The organism is Arthrobacter sp. SAFR-044, from assembly GCF_059414985.1.
The window spans coordinates 73,040-92,952 of sequence record NZ_JBPFDN010000004.1; the positions used below are offsets into that span (position 1 = coordinate 73,040).

At 67.5% G+C, this 19,913-nt stretch carries 17 protein-coding genes and 2 tRNA genes; 17 read left to right on the forward strand and 2 right to left on the reverse strand.

Translation table 11 applies throughout. The features are described 5' to 3' along the window. The 4 genes from ACR65J_RS07690 to mctP all read left to right on the forward strand — a co-directional run bounded on the left by ACR65J_RS07690 (position 1) and on the right by mctP (position 2,552). Positions 1-71 (forward strand) — tRNA-Ala (locus ACR65J_RS07690). Positions 72-238: 167 nt separating this feature from the next. Then, positions 239-311: transfer RNA gene (locus ACR65J_RS07695), tRNA-Ala, on the forward strand. 196 nt (positions 312-507) lie between these two features. Then, positions 508-879, forward strand: a complete 372-nt coding sequence (locus ACR65J_RS07700) for a DUF3311 domain-containing protein (RefSeq protein WP_440167529.1) — start codon at positions 508-510, stop codon at positions 877-879. After that, complete coding sequence (gene mctP, locus ACR65J_RS07705; RefSeq protein ID WP_440167531.1) at positions 876-2,552, forward strand: monocarboxylate uptake permease MctP; 1,677 nt, start codon at positions 876-878, stop codon at positions 2,550-2,552. The genes ACR65J_RS07700 and mctP overlap by 4 nt, the downstream gene beginning before the upstream one ends. Positions 2,553-2,610: 58 nt before the next feature. Here the strand turns inward: mctP and ACR65J_RS07710 are convergent, their stop codons facing one another. Then, on the reverse strand, positions 2,611-3,984 hold the full coding sequence (locus ACR65J_RS07710; RefSeq protein WP_440167533.1) for a class I SAM-dependent methyltransferase: 1,374 nt from the start codon (positions 3,982-3,984) through the stop codon (positions 2,611-2,613). A gap of 47 nt (positions 3,985-4,031) precedes the next feature. Here ACR65J_RS07710 and ACR65J_RS07715 point away from each other — a divergent pair, with 47 nt between their 5' ends. From ACR65J_RS07715 to ACR65J_RS07740, 6 genes are all read left to right on the forward strand, one after another. Beyond that, entirely contained in the window at positions 4,032-5,114 is a 1,083-nt protein-coding gene (locus ACR65J_RS07715) for an FAD-dependent oxidoreductase (protein ID WP_440167534.1), read from the forward strand. Next, the gene (locus ACR65J_RS07720) at positions 5,114-6,322 is read left to right on the forward strand and encodes a class I SAM-dependent methyltransferase (protein ID WP_440167536.1); all 1,209 of its coding nucleotides are present in this window, start codon (positions 5,114-5,116) and stop codon (positions 6,320-6,322) included. Before ACR65J_RS07715 ends, ACR65J_RS07720 begins: the two co-directional genes overlap by 1 nt. A gap of 181 nt (positions 6,323-6,503) precedes the next feature. After that, on the forward strand, positions 6,504-7,703 hold the full coding sequence (locus ACR65J_RS07725; protein ID WP_440167538.1) for an ROK family transcriptional regulator: 1,200 nt from the start codon (positions 6,504-6,506) through the stop codon (positions 7,701-7,703). Between the two features lie 7 nt (positions 7,704-7,710). Continuing rightward, a complete protein-coding gene (locus tag ACR65J_RS07730; RefSeq protein WP_440167539.1) occupies positions 7,711-9,063 on the forward strand; it encodes an extracellular solute-binding protein in 1,353 nt (450 codons plus the stop codon). A gap of 2 nt (positions 9,064-9,065) precedes the next feature. Next, on the forward strand, positions 9,066-9,947 hold the full coding sequence (locus ACR65J_RS07735; RefSeq protein WP_440167541.1) for a carbohydrate ABC transporter permease: 882 nt from the start codon (positions 9,066-9,068) through the stop codon (positions 9,945-9,947). 38 nt (positions 9,948-9,985) lie between these two features. Then, positions 9,986-10,774, forward strand: a complete 789-nt coding sequence (locus ACR65J_RS07740; protein WP_440167998.1) for a carbohydrate ABC transporter permease — start codon at positions 9,986-9,988, stop codon at positions 10,772-10,774. Here ACR65J_RS07740 and ACR65J_RS07745 read toward each other — a convergent pair. Then, positions 10,771-10,968: a hypothetical protein gene (locus ACR65J_RS07745; RefSeq protein WP_251046755.1), complete on the reverse strand. Its 198-nt coding sequence runs from the start codon at positions 10,966-10,968 to the stop codon at positions 10,771-10,773. The two genes, ACR65J_RS07740 and ACR65J_RS07745, sit on opposite strands and share 4 nt — an antisense overlap. Positions 10,969-11,102: 134 nt before the next feature. Between ACR65J_RS07745 and ACR65J_RS07750 the strand changes: the two genes are divergently transcribed. The 7 genes from ACR65J_RS07750 to metE all read left to right on the forward strand — a co-directional run bounded on the left by ACR65J_RS07750 (position 11,103) and on the right by metE (position 19,901). Continuing rightward, on the forward strand, positions 11,103-12,110 hold the full coding sequence (locus ACR65J_RS07750) for an AAA family ATPase (RefSeq protein ID WP_440167542.1): 1,008 nt from the start codon (positions 11,103-11,105) through the stop codon (positions 12,108-12,110). Positions 12,111-12,116: 6 nt separating this feature from the next. Beyond that, complete coding sequence (locus ACR65J_RS07755) at positions 12,117-13,019, forward strand: DUF58 domain-containing protein (protein WP_440167544.1); 903 nt, start codon at positions 12,117-12,119, stop codon at positions 13,017-13,019. Continuing rightward, a complete protein-coding gene (locus tag ACR65J_RS07760; RefSeq protein ID WP_440167546.1) occupies positions 13,009-13,485 on the forward strand; it encodes a hypothetical protein in 477 nt (158 codons plus the stop codon). Before ACR65J_RS07755 ends, ACR65J_RS07760 begins: the two co-directional genes overlap by 11 nt. Further along, positions 13,485-15,461 carry a VWA domain-containing protein gene (locus tag ACR65J_RS07765; protein WP_440167999.1) on the forward strand — a complete coding sequence of 659 codons (1,977 nt, stop codon included), beginning with the start codon at positions 13,485-13,487 and terminating at the stop codon, positions 15,459-15,461. The genes ACR65J_RS07760 and ACR65J_RS07765 overlap by 1 nt, the downstream gene beginning before the upstream one ends. Next, a complete protein-coding gene (locus tag ACR65J_RS07770; protein WP_440167547.1) occupies positions 15,458-16,174 on the forward strand; it encodes a hypothetical protein in 717 nt (238 codons plus the stop codon). The genes ACR65J_RS07765 and ACR65J_RS07770 overlap by 4 nt, the downstream gene beginning before the upstream one ends. Before the next feature lie 339 nt (positions 16,175-16,513). Then, positions 16,514-17,479 carry a methylenetetrahydrofolate reductase gene (locus tag ACR65J_RS07775; RefSeq protein WP_440167549.1) on the forward strand — a complete coding sequence of 322 codons (966 nt, stop codon included), beginning with the start codon at positions 16,514-16,516 and terminating at the stop codon, positions 17,477-17,479. 91 nt (positions 17,480-17,570) lie between these two features. Further along, positions 17,571-19,901: a 5-methyltetrahydropteroyltriglutamate--homocysteine S-methyltransferase gene (gene metE, locus ACR65J_RS07780; RefSeq protein ID WP_440167551.1), complete on the forward strand. Its 2,331-nt coding sequence runs from the start codon at positions 17,571-17,573 to the stop codon at positions 19,899-19,901. Positions 19,902-19,913 lie beyond the last annotated feature (12 nt).

Consider the following 19,913-nt stretch of genomic DNA (forward strand, 5'->3'; position numbering starts at 1 on the left):
GGCTGTGGCGCAGCTGGTAGCGCACCTGCATGGCATGCAGGGGGTCAGGGGTTCGAGTCCCCTCAGCTCCACCGGTAAGTCCGCCGGAACCATCATGGTTCCGGCGGACTTTTTTGTTTGCACGTCCCCGCGGGTGCCCCGGGCACCGCCGCCCGGCCGCCGATTGGCGTCCAGCGGAAAAGTGCATTACTCTGGTCAGGTTGCTCCGGGGAATTCGACCGGAAGAGACAAGTAGTACGGGGCTGTGGCGCAGCTGGTAGCGCACCTGCATGGCATGCAGGGGGTCAGGGGTTCGAGTCCCCTCAGCTCCACCGGTACACGGGAAAAGGGAACCATCACCAGGTGATGGTTCCCTTTTTTGTTGCCACCGGCAACTGCTCGTGGGGCAAAAGTCTTCCGGCGCAGGTCAAAGCGCGGTACAACTGTGATTGAGGGCACATCGTCCCGCCACCGGACTGCTTTCATCCAAGGCGGCGGCCGCGGGACGGGCTGACGAGGAGGTCGCAGATGTCCCACGCAGACGGTTACAGCACCAATGGCGAAGCCTTTCCCGAAGAGTCGCGCCTGACCCGGGATACCGCCATCCGCGGACCGGCCAGGCCGGCTCCCTATATCGGCGCCGGGATCCTGCTTGCCGCCGCCATTCTCTTGCCCCTGATGCCCCAGCTCTACGCCTTTGACGCGCCGCGGCTGGGCGGGCTGCCGTTCTTCTACTGGTACCAGCTGCTCTGGGTGCCGGTTTCAGCAATACTGACCGGCTCTGCTTACTGGCTGGTCACCAAGGAAGACCGACGACGGCGGGCAGAGGTCCGTGCCGGGGGGCCGCCCCGGGCAGGCGCCGGCTCCGCCGGTGCCGGGTTGGGAGGGGACCGGCCATGAACGGACGCGAAATCAACTGGACCGCCTTGGTCATTGTGGTGCTGCTCTTCGTCGTCGTGGCCGTGATGGGCTTCCTGGCGGCAAAGTGGCGCCGGAGTACGGAAGTGGAAGGACTGCACAGCCTGGATGAGTGGGGCCTGGGCGGGCGCGGCTTCGGCACCTGGATCACCTGGTTCCTGTTGGGCGGGGACCTCTACACCGCATACACCTTTGTGGCTGTGCCAGCGGCCATGTGGGCCACCGGCGCGGTCAGCGGCTTCTTCGCCGTGCCGTACACGATCGTCCTGTATCCGATCATCTTCATCATCATGAGCCGTTTGTGGTCCGTATCCCACCGCCATGGCTACGTCACCTCAGCCGACTTCGTGGGCGGCCGCTACGGCAGCCGCTGGCTCTCCCTGGCAGTCGCCGTGACGGGCATCGTCGCCACCATGCCGTACATCGCGCTGCAACTGGTGGGGATCAAGGCGGTGCTCACCGTCCTTGGCCTGGGGAGCTCCGACAACGTCCTGCTGACTGACCTGCCGCTGATCCTGGCTTTCGTGGTCCTGGCTGCCTACACCTATACCTCGGGCTTGCGCGCCCCGGCGATGATCGCCGTCGTAAAGGACCTGCTGATCTACCTGGCCGTCATCGTGGCCGTCATCTACCTGCCCATCAAATTCGGTGGCTGGGACACCATCTTCGACGCCGCCCAATCCAAGCTGGGCACCGTGAACCAGGCAACGGGCAAGCCGGCAGGCGTCTTTGTCCCCGGCGCGGCAAACTACTCCGCTTACTGGTCCCTGGCGTTGGGCTCGGCCATGGCGCTGTTCATGTACCCGCACTCGGTCACGGCGGTGCTGGCATCGAAGGCCCGCAACACCATCCGCCGCAATGCCGCCATCCTGCCGCTGTACTCGCTGATGCTCGGCTTCCTGGCGCTGCTGGGTTTCGTGGCCATCAAAGCGGGTACCAAGCCGATCGACCTGGACGGATCGGTCAATCCGCAGCTGGTGGTTCCCCAGCTGTTCCTTGACCATTTCCCGGCCTGGTTTGCCGGGATCGCACTGGCAGCCATTGCCATCGGGGCCCTGGTGCCGGCAGCGATCATGTCCATCGCAGCAGCGAACATGTTCACCCGCAACATCTACCGGGACTTCATCCGCCCCGACGTCGACCCCCGGACCGAGGCGAAAGTTTCCAAGATCGTCTCCCTGGTAGTGAAGGTGGGCGCCCTGGTCTTCGTAATCGCCATGGACCAGTCGGCGGCCATCAATATGCAGCTGCTGGGCGGCATCTGGATCCTGCAGACCTTCCCCGCGGTGGTGGCGGGCCTCTACACCCGGTGGTTCGACCGTTGGGCCCTCCTGGTGGGCTGGGCGGTGGGCATTATCTTCGGAACCGTCTCCGCCTACAACGTGGTCAACCCCGTGACCAAGGCCCATTTCGGCGGTTCGGTGGCGCCCATCCCGGGCACTGACTTCAGTGTCTACATCGCGGTGTCGGCGTTCGCGCTGAACCTGGTTGTCGCCGTCGTGCTGACCCTGGTGCTGCGGGCCCTCAAGGTCCGGACCGGCGAGGACCTCACCCGGCCTACGGACTATGCTGCCGACGAAACGGACCCGAAAGTGGTGCAGATCGAAAAGACCCAGCACTTCACCCAGCCGGGCGGACCGTCCCCGGTGGCCTGATCCCGGGGTTCCAAGCCGCCCTCCTGCCGGGTTACGTCCCGGCAGGAGGGCGCTTTCGTCACACCCAAGTGGTGCGGCGCAGGGGAGGTTCCTGTCCGCCCGGCCGGCGCACCAGTACCTGGTTGACTCCGGTGAGGCCGTTTTCGAATCCCAGGGCGCTGGCTGTCATGTACAGCCGCCACACGCGGGCGCGGCCCTCCCCGGCCAGCTGCACCGCTTCATCCCAGTTCTGCTCCAGGCGCCTGACCCAGGCCCGGAGGGTCAGGGCGTAGTGGCGGCGAAGGGCCTCCACGTCGAGGACTTCGAACCGGGCGGTTTCCAAGGCCGACACCATCTCGCCGAGGCTGATCATTTCGCCGTCCGGAAAGACATACCGGGGGATGAACGAGTCCGGATCGGGGCTGGTTGGCCCGGCGTTCCAGGAGATGGCATGGTTGAGCAAACGCCCGCCGGGGCGGAGCAGCCCGAAGAGCGCCGCGGCGTAGGCAGGGGTTTGTTCCCGTCCCACGTGCTCTGACATCCCGATGGAACTGATGGCGTCGTACGGCCCGTCCTGCACATCCCGGTAATCCTGCACCCGGATCTCCACACTGTCCGTGAGGCCAGCATCGGCTGCACGCTTGCGGGCCAGGATGGCTTGCTCAGTGGACAGCGTCACGCCCACCACCCTTGCGCCGTACCTGGATGCTGCATGGAGCGCGAAGCTGCCCCACCCGCACCCCACATCGAGGACCCGCATTCCGGGCTGGAGGCCCAGCTTGCGGCAGACCAGGTCCAGCTTGGCCTCCTGTGCTGCGTCCAGGCCGCCGTCCAGGCCGTCATCCAGGCCGTCGTCCAGGCCGTCGTCCAGGCCGCCGCCGGCAGGCGCGCCGTTGTCCGGCCATACGGCGCAGGAATAGACCATGGAGCGTCCAAGCACCAGGGCATAAAAGTCGTTGCCCACGTCGTAGTGATGCGAGATGGCGGCCGAATCCCGGCCCCGGGAGTGCATCCTGCCTTTCTTCGCAATGCGCGCCTCCTCGGGCGGCGGAGCGGGGTTGGGTCCAATGGCGCCGAGCCGGACCGCGGTGCGCAGCAGCAGCCAGAGCTCGCCGGCGGAAAGCGGGCGGAACGGACCGGGCTCGGCGAACTTGCCGGCCGAACTCAATGCCGTGAAGGCTGCGAAGATATCGCCCGGGGCGTCGATGTCACCTGCAACGTACGCCCGGCTCAGGCCCAGCTGCCCCGGCGACCAGAGCACGCGCCGCAGTGCCTTCCGGGACTTGAACTCCAGGACCGGCGCACCTGCGGGGCCGGCTTCCGAACCGTCCCACGCCCGCAGCCGCAGCGGTATCTCTTCCGTTCCGAGCACCACCCCCAAGGCCCTTGCCAGCCGTGCTGCGTGGCCTGTGTGTCCGGTTCCGGTCAGTGCGGGGGCTCCTCCAGTTTCCATGGGCCTACCCTAAAGCCGCGCTGCCCTCCACGACTATCATTGGCGGGGTGATTCCTGAGCGAACCGACGTTGTGGTCATCGGGGCGGGCCAGGCAGGCCTGTCGGCCGCGTACCATCTCCAGCGCCGGGGGCTGGACTTTGCCGTGCTCGACGCCGAGGAAGGTCCCGGAGGCGCGTGGCGGCACCGCTGGAAGAGCCTGCGCATGGCCACAGTCAACGGGATCAGCGACCTGCCGGGTATCGCCAAACCCGACGTGGATCCGGCGGAGCCCAGTTCCCAGTTCCTGAGCCGCTATTTCGGAAGCTATGAGACTGAATTGGGCCTCCCCGTCCACCGGCCCGTCAGGGTGCGCGCCGTCAGGCGCGAAGACAGCAATCCTGCCGGGCAGCTGCGGATCGAAACTTCCGACGGCGACTGGAGCGCCAAGGCACTCATCAACGCCACGGGAACATGGACCCGTCCGTTCTGGCCCATCTACCCTGGGCAGTCGACGTTCCGCGGCCGGCAGCTCCACGTGGCCGATTACGTCTCAGCAGACGAGTTCCGCGGCAAGCATGTGATCGTGGTGGGCGGCGGCATTTCCGCCGTCGGGCTGCTGGACGAAATTTCCCGGGTCACCACCACCAGCTGGTTCACCCGCAGGGAACCGGTCTGGCGGGATGCCCCCTTCGACGCCAAGGCCGGCCATGATGCGGTGGCATTGGTGGAGGAGCGCGTCCGCAAAGGACTGCCGCCGCTAAGCGTGGTGTCGGCAACGGGCCTTATCTGGACACCCGCGCTGCGCGCCGCCAGGGAGAGGGGCGCCTTGGACCGGCAGCCGATGTTCACCTCCATCGAACCCGAGGGCGTCCGCCGCGCCGACGGCAGCCTGCTGAGGGCCGACGTCATCCTCTGGGCCACCGGCTTCCGGGCGGAACTGGAACACCTTGCGCCGCTTCACCTGCGGGGACCCGGCGGCGGAATTGCCATGGACGGGACGCAAGTGGCAGCCGAGCCGCGCGTCCACCTGGTGGGGTACGGCCCGTCGTCGTCCACCATTGGCGCCAACCGGGCCGGCCGCGCAGCGGTGGCCGCCATCCTCAAACTGCCTGGAATCAGGACGGTGGCGGAACAGGTAACGTGGGGTTGATGCCCCGGGAACCGGGGCCGGCAAAGGCAACAGAAGGCGGCAGGACACCGGTGGCAGCAGACACCCTGGACGACATTTTCCACGCGCTGCGCCGGCGGCCCGATGTGGAGGCGCCCAACCTGCAGGCCTGGGACGCCACTGACCGGCTGCTGCTGGAGACGGCAATGCAGCTGGGCAGGTCGGGCAGCACGGTGGCCGTGATCGGAGACCGCTACGGCGCACTGACGCTCGGCGCTTCCGCGGTACTTGCCCCCGGGCCGCTGCGGGTGCACCAGGATCTCATCACAGGTGAAAGGGCATTGCGGCTCAATGCAGCCGCCCTGGCAGAGGCAGCCGGTACCGACGGCGCCGGGCCCGGTTTCGTCCAGCTGCCCCTGGGCCCTGAATTGTTGGCGGGAGCGGACACGGTTTTGCTTCAGCTCCCCAAGACCCTCGCGGAGCTGGAGGAGATTGCGGCCGCGGTGGCCCGGTATGCCGTACCGGATGTCCGGCTGCTGGCAGGTGGCCGGGTGAAGCACATGTCACTGGGCATGAACGCGGTCCTGGAGCGGTACTTCGTTTCCGTGCAGCCCCAGCTCGCGCGGCAAAAATCGCGGGTTCTCCTCGCCGCCGGCCCCAAACCCGCTACGGACTCCCCGCGCTTTCCTGTGGTGGAGCACCTTGACGAGCTGGACCTGGACGTAGCGGCGCACGGCGCTGTTTTCGCCGGCGCCAGGCTGGACATCGGCACGCGCTTCCTGCTGACGTTCCTGCCGGCGATGAAGCCGGCGCGGCACGCCGTGGACCTGGGCTGCGGCACCGGGATCCTCGCCGCAATGTATGCCAGGCAGTTCCCCGCCGCTGCCGTGACGGCAACGGACCAGTCGGCCGCCGCCGTGCAGTCCACGCTGGCCACCGCCGGCGCGAATGGACTGGCGGACCGGATCACCGTGCTGCAGGACGATGCGCTCAGCACGTTCCCCGACGGCGCCGTCGATGCCGTCCTGCTGAACCCGCCCTTCCACGTCGGTGCCGGCGTCCATGCAGGGGCAGGGATGAAGATGATTGAAGCGGCCGGACGCGTCCTGGCTCCCGGGGGCGAGCTGTGGACCGTCTACAACCGGCACCTGGCCTACCTGCCGGCCCTGGAGCGGTATGTAGGACCCACCGTGGTGGAGGGCAGGAACCCGAAGTTCACGGTCACCCGCAGCACGCGCAGCTCCCGCTGACCGTTCCATCCCCTTCACCAGCCACGACATCCGCCGCGCCGCTCCCCGCACGTATGGGCGGGGAGGCATGCTTAACGTACGATTCAAAGCATCACGACCGCCAGGTAGCCGAAGACGTTTAGGGGACACAGTGTCTGAGATCCGCCAATCCTCTCCGAGACGCGGAACCAACTTGCCCAGGATGGGGGACTTCAACCTCACCGTCATCCTCGACGCAATCCGCAGGACATCGGGCGGGCTGAGCCGGGTGGAACTCGCCCAGATCGTTGGCCTGTCGCCCCAGACCATCTCGAACATTTCCCGCCGCCTGCTGGACCAGAACCTGATCGTTGAGGCCGGCAAGGAGGGCAGCGGCCCCGGCAAGCCGCGCACCATCCTCCGCCTGAATCCCGGCGGCATGTACGCCCTTGGCGTGCACCTGGACCCGGCCGTGACAACTTTCGTGGTGCTGGATCTCGTGGGCGCGGTGGTGCGGCACTCACGGATCAAGACCCCCGGCGGAAACGATCCCGCCGCCGTTATCGCCACCATCGCCGCGGAACTTGCCCAGCTCGTCGAAGATTCGGGCGTGGACCGCGGCCGGATTGCAGGGCTGGGAGTGGCCGCGCCCGGTCCCATCGACCTGGACCACGGCACCGTGGTGGACCCGCCGCTGCTTCCCGGGTGGGACAGGGTGGAACTGCGGGACGCACTGGCCAAGGCCACCGGCTACTCCGTGCTGGTGGACAAGGATGTGACCAGCGCCGCGGTGGCGGAAACGTGGGCAGGCGGCCCCAGCGGAGCCGGCAGTTTCGTGTTCATGTACATGGGGACCGGCATCGGCTGCGGGATCGTCCTGAACGATGAAGTGGTCCGCGGCACGTCGGGCAACGCCGGCGAAATCGGCCACATCATCGTGGACCCGGACGGTGCACCGTGCGACTGCGGCCAGCGGGGCTGCGTGAAGTCCTCGTGCATCCCTCAGGTGCTGGTGGCGCAAGCGGAGGCCGCGGGAATCCTGGAGGGTGCGCAGGCCAGGAGCGCCGCGGAAATCCAGCAGAGCTTCACTGAGCTGTGCGGACGAGCCTATGCAGGGGATGAACGGGCTGCTGCCATCCTGGACAAGTCTGCCGCCCTGGTTGCCCGGGCCGTCTCAGTGGTCACCAACACCCTTGATGTCGAGCGGGTGGTCTTCGGCGGGCCCTTCTGGACCTGCCTGTCGCAGCGCTACCTCGAGCTGGTCCCGCCGCTGCTGGATGCCAACAGCGCCGCCCGCCTGATCCATCCCATCGAGGTTGTGGGCACAGGAGTGGGGGAGGACGTGGGAGCCATCGGCGCAGCGTCGCTGGTCCTTGAACATACCCTCGCTCCCCGGGCCCAGCGGCTCCTGTTGGAAAGCTGAGTGCGACATGTTACGCCGGATATCCAAGACAGCATCACTGGTGGCCGCCGCAGTCCTGGTCCTCACAGCCTGCACGCCTGCCGACCCGTCGGGTGGAAGCAAGACCATTAAGGTGGCCTACCAGAAAACGGACTCGTTCACGGCCCTGGACAGCATGTTCCAGGACGCGAAGAAGGAATTCGAGGCCGCGAACCAGGGCGTCACCATCGAGCTGCAGCCCATCCAGGCCAACGACGACGACTACGGGACCAAGCTGGCCCTGGCCCTGCGGTCGCCCTCCACCGCCCCTGACGTCTTCTACGAAGACACCTTCAAGGTCCGCTCCGACGTGGACGCCGGCTACCTCCTGAACCTGGACAGCCGCCTGTCGGGGTGGGGGGATTGGGCCAAGTTCGACGCCGGCGCCAAGGAAGCGGGGAAAGCGGACGACGGCGGGACGTACGCGGTGCCGCTGGGCACCGACACGCGGGCCATTTGGTACAGCAAGAAGGTCTTTGCCGCTGCCGGCATTGGCCTCCCGTGGCGCCCGTCGAGCTGGCAGGACATCCTGGACACCGCCAGGAAGATCAAAGCCTCCCAGCCGGACGTGGTTCCCTTCAACATGTATGCCGGCAAGGGCACCGGTGAAGGAAGCGTCATGCAGGGCTTCTACGAGCTCCTGTACGGCACCGGAGCCGGCCTCTATGACCAGGATTCGAAAAAGTGGGTCGTCGGTTCGGCCGGCTTCAAGGATTCGCTGGCCTTCCTCGACACGCTGTATGGGGAGAACCTGGCCGTCGCTCCGGCCGAAGCCCTTGACCCGAACATCTGGAAGAAGGTGTTCGGGGAGTGGTTCCCCAAGGCAAAACTCGGCGCAACCGTGGAAGGCTCCTACGCGCCGTCGTTCTGGCAGGACGGCGGAAGCTACGCCTGGCCTGAGTACGGCCAGGACATGGCCGTGGCGCCGTTCCCCACCCAGGACGGGAGGGCCCCCGGCGCGGTCAGCATGTCCGGAGGGTGGACCCTGGCCGTTGGCGCTGAGACCAAGCAGCCCGATCTCGCCTTCAACTTCCTGACCACAGCCCTCAACGCGAAGAACTCCCTGGCGTTCACGATGGCCAGCTCGCAAATCGCCGTGCGCACCGACGTCGCCGCGGACCCCGGCTACCAGTCCGGCAACCCGTTCGTGAAGGATGTGTCCGGCCTGGTGGCGGTCACCAGGTACCGGCCCGCAACATCCGACTATCCACGGATCTCCGCTGCCGTGCAGGAAGCCACCGAAGCCGTGATTACCCGCACCAGGACTCCGGAGCAGGCGGCCGCCGACTATGACACGGCCGTGGCCGGCATAGTGGGCGGCGACAAAACCATCCGGAAGTAAGCGTGCGGGCCAGCCACCGCACACGGCATGTGCTCGGCTACGTGCCGGTCGTGCCTGCCGTCGTGCTCCTGCTCGTGTTCCTCGCCGGCCCCGTGCTGTGGGCCTTCCACGCCTCGCTCACCAACGCCGGACTTACCGGCCGGCACGCGAAGAACCCGGAGTGGGTGGGCCTGGACAACTACCAGCGGCTGCTGCAGGACCCGGTCCTTCCGCTGTCGCTCGCGCTGACCGTCCTGTTCGTTGCCGGTTCGGCGATCCTGGGCCAGAACGTGCTGGGACTGGCCCTTGCCGTCCTGATGCGGCGTGCGCGTCCCGTGGTCTCCGCAACCGTTGGCACCGCCGTCGTGGCCGCCTGGGTCCTGCCGGAAATCGTGGCGGCGTTCGCGGCCTACGCCTTCTTCAGCCGGGACGGGACGCTGAACCAGCTGCTGGGCGGGTTGGGGCTGGCAGGAACAGACTGGCTGTATGCCGTTCCCATGGCAGCGGTGGTCCTGGCGAACGTCTGGCGCGGCACTGCCTTTTCCATGCTCGTGTACCGGTCCGCACTAAGTGGTGTCCCCGGCGAGCTGACCGAGGCCGCGCAGATGGACGGCGCCGGTGCCTGGCAGCGGCTGGCGTTCATCACGCTGCCGGTCATCCGCGGCAGCATTGCCACCAACCTGATGCTGGTCACGCTGCAGACCCTGGCTGTCTTCACCCTGATCTGGGTCATGACCGCCGGCGGCCCTGCCAACGCCAGTACCACACTGCCTGTCCTGGCCTACCAGGAGGCCTTCAAATTCGGGGACATCGGCTACGGCACCGCCGTCGCCACGGTCCTGATCCTCATCGGGGCCGTGTTCGGGGCAATCTATCTCCGCCTCCTGAGGGAGCAGCGGCCGTGACCGCCCCGCACAAACAGGCCCGCAGCACCTGGGCGGACATGGTGCTGCTGCTGGTTGGCGCCTGCTTCCTGCTGCCCCTGCTCTGGCTGGTCCTCGGTTCACTGGACCCTGCGGCCGGGCACGCGGTCAAGATCCCGCGGCAGCCCGGCCTGGACAATTTCGCCGCCGTCCTCACGCCGGAATTGCTGTTCCGGCCACTGTGGAACAGCCTGGTGCTGTCCGCCGGGACAGGGGTGGTGACACTGGCAGCCGCCGTGCTTGCCGCGTACCCGCTGTCCCGCTACCGGTCCCGCTTCAATACCCCGTTCATGTACGGCATCCTCTTCGGGACCTGCCTGCCCATCACCGCCATCATGGTGCCGGTCTACGGCCTGTTCGTGCAGCTCCGGCTGCTGGACTCCCTGCCCGCGACGGTGCTTTTCCTGGCCGCCACCAGTTTGCCCATGGCGATCTGGATGACCAGGAACTTCATGGACGCGGTACCGCTGGCCCTGGAGGAAGCGGCATGGGTGGACGGCGCCTCCAGGCTGGCCGGCCTGCGTTCGATCGTGCTTCCCCTCATGGGCCCGGGCCTGGGCGTGGTGTTCATCTTCGTGTTCATCCAGGCCTGGGGGAACTTCTTCGTCCCGTTCGTGCTCCTGCTCTCCGAGGGAAGCCAGCCGGCAGCAGTTTCGATCTTCAGCTTCTTCGGCCAGCACGGGGCAGTTGCCTACGGCCAGCTGGCCGCATTCTCGATCCTCTATTCGGTTCCGGTCCTGGCCCTTTACGCCATCGTGTCGCGCGGTTCCGGCAACTCGCTGGCCCTGTCGGGAGCTGTCAGGGGTTAGTCGATATCCTCGAGCACCACGCCGAAGGGGAGGGTATCGTCCAGGTGGGCCTGGTGCCCGGTGGGGTTATTGACCACGCGGACGCCGTGCAGTTTTTCGGCCGCGGACTGCATCAGGACGGGCCTGACTGTGTCGATGACCATCTGGCTCTTGTCGGCGAGATATTCCTTGTAACTGGCTGGAAGCTCAATCATGGCAACAGAATAGACCCGCGGCCTCCTCATGGGGAGGGGTGCCCATTGCCGGGCCCAAAACCTGCGGCTTGGATAGGATGGCGAACGGGACACGTCCGGCCCGTGCGCCCAACACCGTCATCAGGGGGAAACCAGTGCTTTCGACCAGCGTGCCCGCAAGAATCCAACCTGCGGAGCTGGCCAGGGTGCAGCAGGTGGCCGCCAACATTTCGCGCAGTTTCGACGCGAAAGTGGTGGGGCAGTCCCGGCTGCGGGAATCATTGCTGGTGGGCCTGCTGACCGGCGGCCACATCCTGCTGGAGAGCGTCCCGGGGCTGGCCAAGACCACAGCCGCGCAAACCCTGGCCGACGCCGTCAGCGGGGACTTCCGCCGGATCCAGTGCACCCCGGACCTGCTGCCCAGCGACATCGTGGGAACCCAGATCTACGACGCCGCCAAGGGCACCTTCCACACCCAGCTCGGCCCGGTCCACGCCAACATCGTGCTGCTGGATGAAATCAACCGCTCCAGCGCCAAGACCCAGAGCGCCATGCTGGAGGCGATGCAGGAACGCCAGACGTCGATCGGAGGGCAGGACTACCGCTTGCCCTCACCGTTCCTGGTCCTGGCCACCCAGAACCCCATTGAGCAGGAGGGCACCTACCAGTTGCCCGAAGCACAGATGGACCGGTTCATGCTCAAGGACGTGCTGGACTACCCCAGTCCCGCCGAAGAGGCCGAGATCATCCGGAGGATCGACGCCGGTGTCTATACGCCTGGACAGAAGCCCGCGGCGGCCGCCTCCCTGGATGCGGTCACCGAAATCCAGGAACTGGCCACGCGCGTCTACATCGATCCGGCGGTCATCAACTACATCGTGGGGCTGGTGTACGTGACCCGGAACGCGTCCCAATACATTGATGCCAGGCTTGCAGGGTTCATCGAGTTCGGCGCCAGCCCCCGTGCCAGCATCGCCTTCAGCCAGGCAGCCCGTGCGGTGGCGCTGCTGAACGGCAGGGACCATGTCATCCCCGAGGACGTCAGGTCGCTGGCCCACCGCGTGCTGCGGCACCGGCTCATCCTGAACTTTGACGCTGTGGCCCAGCAGGTCCCGGTGGAATCGGTGATCGACGCCGTCGTGGCCGCCGTCCAGACCCCCTGACCCCGCATGGCCAGCCTCCTCCAGGGCGTGAAATCGAAGATGGCCATCTTCGCGCGCCGCAAAGCCCGCGGCATGCTCGACGGCGAATATGGTTCCGTGTTCAGGGGCCGCAGCCTGGACTTCGATGACCTGCGCGCCTACGTGCCCGGTGACGAGGTCCGCGATATCGACTGGAAGGCGTCGGCACGCCACGGCTCGCCCCTGATCCGGCGGTACGTGGCTGTCCGCCGCCAGACTGTCCTCCTCGTCACCGACACGGGCCGCAACATGGCGGCGGAGGCGCGGTCCGGGGAAGTGAAAAAAGACATCGCCGTGTTGTCCCTCGGCGTCCTGGGCTACGTGGCCCACCGGCACGGCGACGTGGTGGGGCTGGTGTGCGGCGATTCAGCGGCCACCCGCTCGTTCCCGGCGAAGAGCGGGGAGGCCCACCTGGAACGGCTGCTGCAGCACGTGGACACCCACACCGCCCTGGAATCGGCCGCCAGCAGGATCCAGGACCAGCTGGACTATGTGGCGCGGAATGTCAAAGGCCGCCACCTGCTCTTCGTCGTCGCTGACGAGTTGGCAGCGGACGCTGGCACCGGCCGGCTCCTGCGCAGGCTGCGCGCCCAGCACGAGATCCTGTGGCTGACGGTCAGGGACGCGGAGCTGGTGCCCCCACCCGTGGCCGGGGCAAGCCCAAACACCGGCCGGGACTCCTACAGCGTGGCCGATTCCTCCTTCCTGGCCTGGCAGCCGGCCACGTCTGCCGCGGTGGCGGCTGCCTATGCCAAAGCCGCAGTGGAACGCGACGCTGGCCGCAAGGCCATGTTGCGCACCGCCGGGATCACGGAGGGGGAAGTGGCCGGCAGCGGGGACGTCATCACCGGCCTGTTTGCCCTCCTGGAGAGGCACAGGCGTGGGGGCTGATTCCGGATTCTACGGCCCGCTGCAGTACAGCCCCGCCTGGCTATGGTGCGGCGCGGCACTGCTGGTCCTGGTGGCAGGGTGGTACGTCTTCGTGCTTGCCACCACCCGCCCGGCTCCACGCACCAAACCCGGCAGCGCCGGCTCCCGGTCCGCCCTGACGGAGCTGCCTGCACTCAAGGCGGCGTACCTGCAGCGCATCCATGATGTGGACCGGGAGGCGGCGGCGGGAAACATTGAGGCACGTGCAGCTCACCAGGAGATCAGCCTCCTGCTGCGCGCGTTCGTCCGGGACGCCACGGGAGTCGATGCCACCAGAATGACGCACCAGGACCTGGCCCGGCACCCGCTTCCTGCGGCGGCCCGTGTCATCGAGGCCCTGTACCCTGCCGAATTCGGTCCAGGCCCGTTGCCGTCCGTGGCTGCGTCGGCAGCAAAAGCGTCCGAGGCGGTGCGGACGTGGAGCTGATGTTTTGGTGGCTGCTGCCGCTGGCCGCAGTTGCCGCGGGGGTGGCGGCATGGGTTGGGCTGCGCAGGAACCGGGGGGCCAACGCACGACGACGGCCCGTGGCACACGCCGACAGGCTCACCGCGCTCCCGGCATACCAGGCAGCCCTCCGGCGGCACCGCCGCTGGCTGGCAGCGGCCGGCACCGCCTGCGCCGTGCTGCTGGTCTCCACGGCCGTGGCGGCAGCGCGGCCCGCTGACGTGACCACCATCCGGCCGGAGCAGCACAACCGGGACATCATGCTGTGCCTGGACGCCTCCGGCTCCATGAGCAGTGCCGACGCCGCCGTAGTGGACGTCTTCGCCGGCCTGGCGAAAAAGTTCGACGGCGAGCGGATCGGCCTGACCATCTTCGACAGCAGCGCCATCCAGGTGTTTCCGCTGACCGACGACTATGCCTACGCCCAGGAGCAGCTCCAGGACGCCAAGGACGCCTTCGACGGCAAGCCCGGCAGCTCCGGCTTCCTGGACGGCACATGGAACGGCAGGGGATCCTCACTGATCGGGGACGGCCTGGCATCCTGCCTCAACAGTTTCCCCGGCTTAACCGGCAGGCCTCCCAGGGCAGCCGGCGAGGCCACAGACGGCGGCAGCATCCCGGCGCGCTCGCGGTCCGTGGTGATGGCCACGGACAACTTCCTTTCCGGCGAGCCGATCATGACCCTGGACCAGGCCGCGCAGATGGCCAAGGAGCGGTCAGTACACGTCTACGCACTGAACCCGGGCGACCTGGACTATGGCAGCGGTCCCGGCCAGCCCGGCGCCCAGTTGCGGGCTGCCGCGGAGTCCACCGGCGGTGCGTACTATGCCCTGGACAGTCCCGACTTAGTGCCCGGCATCGTTGCCGCCGTGGAGCAAACCGAAACAACAGCGATCCAGGGCGCGCCACGGGCCGTGTTCTCGGAAGTTCCGGGACTGCCGCTGGGTGTTGCCCTGTTGTCCGGGGTGGTCCTGTGCGCAGTCCTGTGGCGCCTGCAGCGGACACCCCTGCGCAGAAGGGCGTGGCTGCGGCGGGCGACCATTGTCCTGTTGCTCCTGGCAGCAGCCCTGCGGCCCAGCCTGCCCGGCGGCTCCGTGCAGGCTGCCACCGCCGACCTGAACGTGTTCTTTGTGGTGGACACCACCCCCAGCATGGTGGCCGAGGATTACGGCAACGGGGCTCCGCGGCTGGAGGGTGTCCGCAAGGACATCAAGGCCATCGCCGAAGAGCTGCCCGGTGCCCGCTTTTCCGTGATCACCTTCGACACCACGGCGCACGTCCGGATGCCGCTCAGCACCGACACCCTGGCTTTGGAAACCATCACGGACGTCATTGAACCGCAGGTGACCGCGTACGCCAGGGGCAGCAGCATCACCGCGGCCAACCAGGTGCTGTCCGAGCGGTTGGCCGCTGCCCGCGACAGCCAGCCCGACCGGCCCAGGCTGGTGTACTACCTGGGCGATGGCGAGCAAACCAGCGGAAAGGAGCCGGCCACTATGAAGGTCGACGACGGATTGGTGGCCGGGGGAGCGGTGCTGGGTTACGGGACGTCCGGCGGCGGGAGGATGAAGAAGAACACCGGGCAGCCTTCCGACGGCGGCGGCACACAGGGCGGGAACGTTCCTCCGGCGCGGCCGGACTATGTGCAGGACACCCGGCCGGGCAGCTCCGGGGACGCGCTCTCCGTCATCGATGAGGGCCGGCTGCGGAACATCGCCTCCCAGCTGGGCGTGCCCTACGTCCACCGTGCCGCCGGCGCACCGGTGGCGGACATGCTGCAGCAGGCACATCCCGGCAAGCCGGAACATTCGGATCAGGACGGTTCGCTGTCAGCCGCCCGCGAACTCTATTGGATCTTCGCCGCCGGCGCGTTCCTGCTGGCCTTACCGGAAGCGGTGGGCACTATCCGGCAGCTCCGCGGGCTCCGGCCCACGCCTGTGAAAGGGAGCGGACGGTGAACGCCAACGTCCGCAGGCGCCGGCTGCTGCTGTGGTCCGCGCTGCCCGTGCTCCTGGTGCTGTGTGCTGCCGCCAAGCTCCTGAGCCTGGGCATGCTCGCCCAGCGGGCCGCCGCCGGTTTCGAGGCAGGAAACGCGTCCGCGGTGCGCACGGCGGCCGGCGGCCTTGGGATAGCCAACATGGTGGAGCCGCACAAGGCGCCGTTCGCCGCCGGTGACGCTGCCGTGCTGGCAGGTGATGACGGGACGGCGAGAGCCCTGTTTGAACAGTCACTGACGATGGTCCCGGACGGCTCCGGTGACGAATGCCCGGTGCGGGTGAACCTGGTCCTGGTGATTGAGCGCCTGGGTGACCAGCGCCTCCAAGCCGGCGACCCGGCGTCGGCCGTTCCCCTCTTCAGCCAAGCGCTGGACGTTGCCGGGCAGGCACCGGAAATCTGCCTGTCAGGGGAGGCGGATCCTGGAGCGGGTGGCCGGTTGGCGGAGGCCAGGGAGCGGCTGGAAAACAAACTCGAAGCCGCCGGACACCCTGCGGACCAGGCATCTGCACCGGCCGGGGAGCCGTCCGCGGACACCTCCGGTGACACACGGCAAAACCAGTTGGACCAGCTGCAGGACAGCGCCCGGCAGGCCGAGCGCGAGCGGAACAGCGGGCGTGAACGGGAGGAGTACCTGGACGGCTCCGATCGGACCACTCCCGACCGGCCCTGGTAGGAACGGGCGCCGGCAGGACAGGTGCGGGCGAAGAAAATTCTGTCGCCGCAAGAAACAACCCGTAAAACTGCGTCTTAATTCGGAGCCGACTTGTCCGGGGCCCTGCGGCACCCCTAGAGTCTTATACAAGTTACCGCGGTAACGTGTCAGCGATCCTCTTCGGAGGGTGTGGGTGCCCCCATGTGGGCCTGACATTTGCTCACGGACTACTTCATTACAGGCGTAACAGTCGCGGCTGCGTCCTCGTGGAGTCCCTCCGTGTTCCCCAAACTCAAATTCATTGCCGGTTGTCCGTCTCTCCAGGCAGGCACCCCCAATGGCCCAAAGCCAAGGACGCAAATGTCACCACCAAGCCTTATTGACGCACATCCCCAACTAGCCGACACCGCCCCGGTGGCGCTCTCCTACGAGCTGTTCCCGCCGCGTTCGCCCGCGGCAGCGGAGACCCTCTGGACCACCATCCGGGAGCTGGAGACCACTGCGCCCGACTACGTCTCCGTGACCTACGGCGCCAGCGGATCGAACCGGGACACCGCCCTGGAGCTCATCAACCGGCTCCTTGTCGAAACCACGCTGCGGCCGCTGGCGCACCTGACCTGTGTGGGCAACACCCCGCAGGAACTCGCTGGAATCATCGCCGAATTGCTGGACATCGGGGTGCGCGGCATCCTTGCCCTGCGCGGCGATCTCCCCAAGGACGGCGGCCGACCGGCAGACGGATCCCTGCGGTACGCCCAGGACTTGATCGACCTCATCCGCCGGGTGGAGCAGCGCCGTTCGGCCCTGCTGTGCGCCGGCAAGATCGCGGTTGGCGTGGCGGCGTACCCCACCCGCCATCCGGAGTCACCCAGCGAGGACCACGACGTCGAAGTGCTGCTCGCCAAGCAGCGTTCCGGTGCAGACTTCGCCATCACCCAGGTGTTCTTCGAAGCCGCGCAGTACGAGGACCTGCTCACCCGTGCGCGGCGTGCCGGCGTGACCATTCCCATCATCCCCGGCGTCATGCCGTTCACCAGCCTCCGCCGTCTCAACAGGCTGGGGGAGCTGGCGGGAGTGGAACCCTCGCCGAAACTGATGGAACGCCTCGCGGCCGCCGACAATGACATTGAACGGCTCCACATCGGCGTCGACGCCACCGTTGACCTGGCCAATGCTGCCCTGGATGCCGGAGCCCCCGGCATCCACCTCTACACGTTCAACGAGCACCAGAGTGCGCTCGAAGTCCTGGACAAGCTGGCCTTGCCGCGCCATAACCGCAGCAGCCACGCCCGAAGTGCCGTCGCCCGGCCCCAGCTGGCCGTCTGACCGGCAACCCTGCACGCAAAACAGCACTGCTCCACGCTAGACAGCACTGCCACGCCCTTTCTGACCTACCTCCGACCTGAGGACTATTGCCATGCCTGAAAACAACACCCCCTTCCCCTCCGCCTCCCTTCTGGGCTACCCCCGCATCGGCCGCCGCCGCGAGCTCAAGAAGGCCGTCGAAGCCTACTGGGCCGGCAGGATCGACGCCGCCGCCCTTGACGCTGCAGCCAAGGACATCCAGCTGGCCATCGCCAAGCGGCTGCAGGAACTCGGCCTGACCGAAGCCGCGGCGGTTCCCGGTACGTTCTCCTATTACGACCAGGTCCTGGACACCACCGCCCACCTGGGCGCCGTGCCCGCCCGCTTTGGCAAGCTCCTCAACGCTGACGGGCAGCTGGACATCGACGGCTACTTCACCCTGGCCCGCGGCACCAAGGACCAGCAGCCGCTGGAGATGACAAAGTGGTTCGACACGAACTACCACTACCTGGTGCCGGAGATCGGCCCCGAAACCGAATTCACCTTGGCCTCCACCGCCAAGGTCGACGAGTTCGCCTTCGCCCTGGCCAACGGCATCGAGACCCGCCCGTACATCGTCGGCCCGGTCACCTACCTGCTGCTGTCCAAGGCTTCCGACGACGCCCCGGCCGGCTTCGCGCCGCTGTCCCGCCTCGAGGACATCCTGCCGGTGTACGTCCAGCTGCTTGACAAGCTGGCCGCCGCCGGCGCCGGCTGGGTCCAGCTCGACGAGCCGGCCCTGGTGGTCGACCAGGACACCCCGGCCAAAGAGGTGGAAGCTGCCGTTGCCCGCGCCTACGAGGTCCTGACCGCTGCTGCCCACCGCCCGCAGATCCTCGTGTCCACTCCATACGGTTCACTCGACGGCCAGCTCGGCACCCTGGCTGCCACCAACATCGACGCGCTGCACATCGACGTCTTCAAGGGCGCCGTTCCGTCCGCTGCCGCACTCGCTGGCCTGGGCAGCAAGACCCTGGTTGCCGGCGTCGTGGACGGCCACAACATCTGGCGCAACGACCTCGCCGCATCCGCCGCAAAGCTGGACGAACTGAAGGCCGCCGCCGGAAAGGTGGCAGTCTCCACGTCCACCTCCACCCAGCACGTCCCGCACGACGTTGCCGAGGAAACCCAGCTGCCCGCGCAGCTCCGCAGCTGGCTGGCATTCTCCGACCAGAAAGCCGCGGAGGTCACAACCTTGGCCTCCTACCTGGCGGACCCTGCCTCCGCCAAGGCCGCGATCGACGAGGCAACCGCCGTCATCGCGTCCCGCGCCACCGCCGAAGGCGTCCGCCGCGCGGAGGTCCGCGCCCGCACCGAAGCCCTCACCGCAGACGACTTCACCCGCTCCGACTACGCGGTCCGTGAAGCAGCCCAGGCAGAGGCGCTGCACCTGCCGCCGCTGCCCACCACCACCATCGGGTCCTTCCCGCAGACGTCCGGGATCCGCTCGGCCCGTGCCCGCAATATCAAGGGCGAGCTGAGTGATGAGCAGTACGAGCAGCTCATGAAGGACGAGATCAAGCGTGTGGTGGACCTGCAGGAAGAGCTTGGCTACGACGTCCTGGTGCACGGCGAGCCCGAGCGCAACGACATGGTCCAGTACTTCGCCGAGAACCTTGAAGGCTTCGACGTCACGGTCCACGGCTGGGTCCAGTCCTACGGCTCCCGCTGCACCCGCCCGTCCATCCTCTGGGGCGACGTCACCCGCAGCGCCCCCATCACGGTCAAGTGGGCGGAGTACGCGCAGTCCCTGACCAGCAAGCCGATGAAGGGCATGCTCACCGGTCCGGTCACCATCCTGGCCTGGTCCTTCGTCCGTGACGACCAGCCCCTGGGCGAAACCGCCAACCAGGTGGGCCTGGCGCTGCGCGACGAGATCGCCGACCTCGAGGCCGCCGGCATCAAGGTCATCCAGGTGGACGAGCCCGCCCTGCGCGAACTGCTGCCGCTGCGCAAGGCAGACCAGGCCGGGTACCTGAAGTGGTCCGTGGACTCCTTCCGACTGGCCACCGCCGGTGCCGCCGATTCCACCCAGATCCACACCCACCTCTGCTACTCGGAGTTCGGCGTGATCATCGATGCCATCGACGGCCTGGACGCCGACGTCACCTCCATCGAGGCTGCCCGGTCCCGCATGGAGGTTGTCCACGACCTCGAGGCCCACGGCTTTGGCCGCGGCGTCGGCCCGGGGGTCTACGACATCCACTCGCCGCGCGTCCCCGGCGAGCAGGAAGTCACTGAGCTGCTCCGCACCGCCGTCAAGCACGTCCCCACCCGCCAGCTGTGGGTCAACCCGGACTGCGGCCTGAAGACCCGTGGCTACGCCGAGACGGAAGAGTCCCTGCGGAACCTGGTCAAGGCCACCCAGGCGGTCCGCGCCGGCCTGCTGGAAACAGCCAAGTAAGACAGCGCGCGA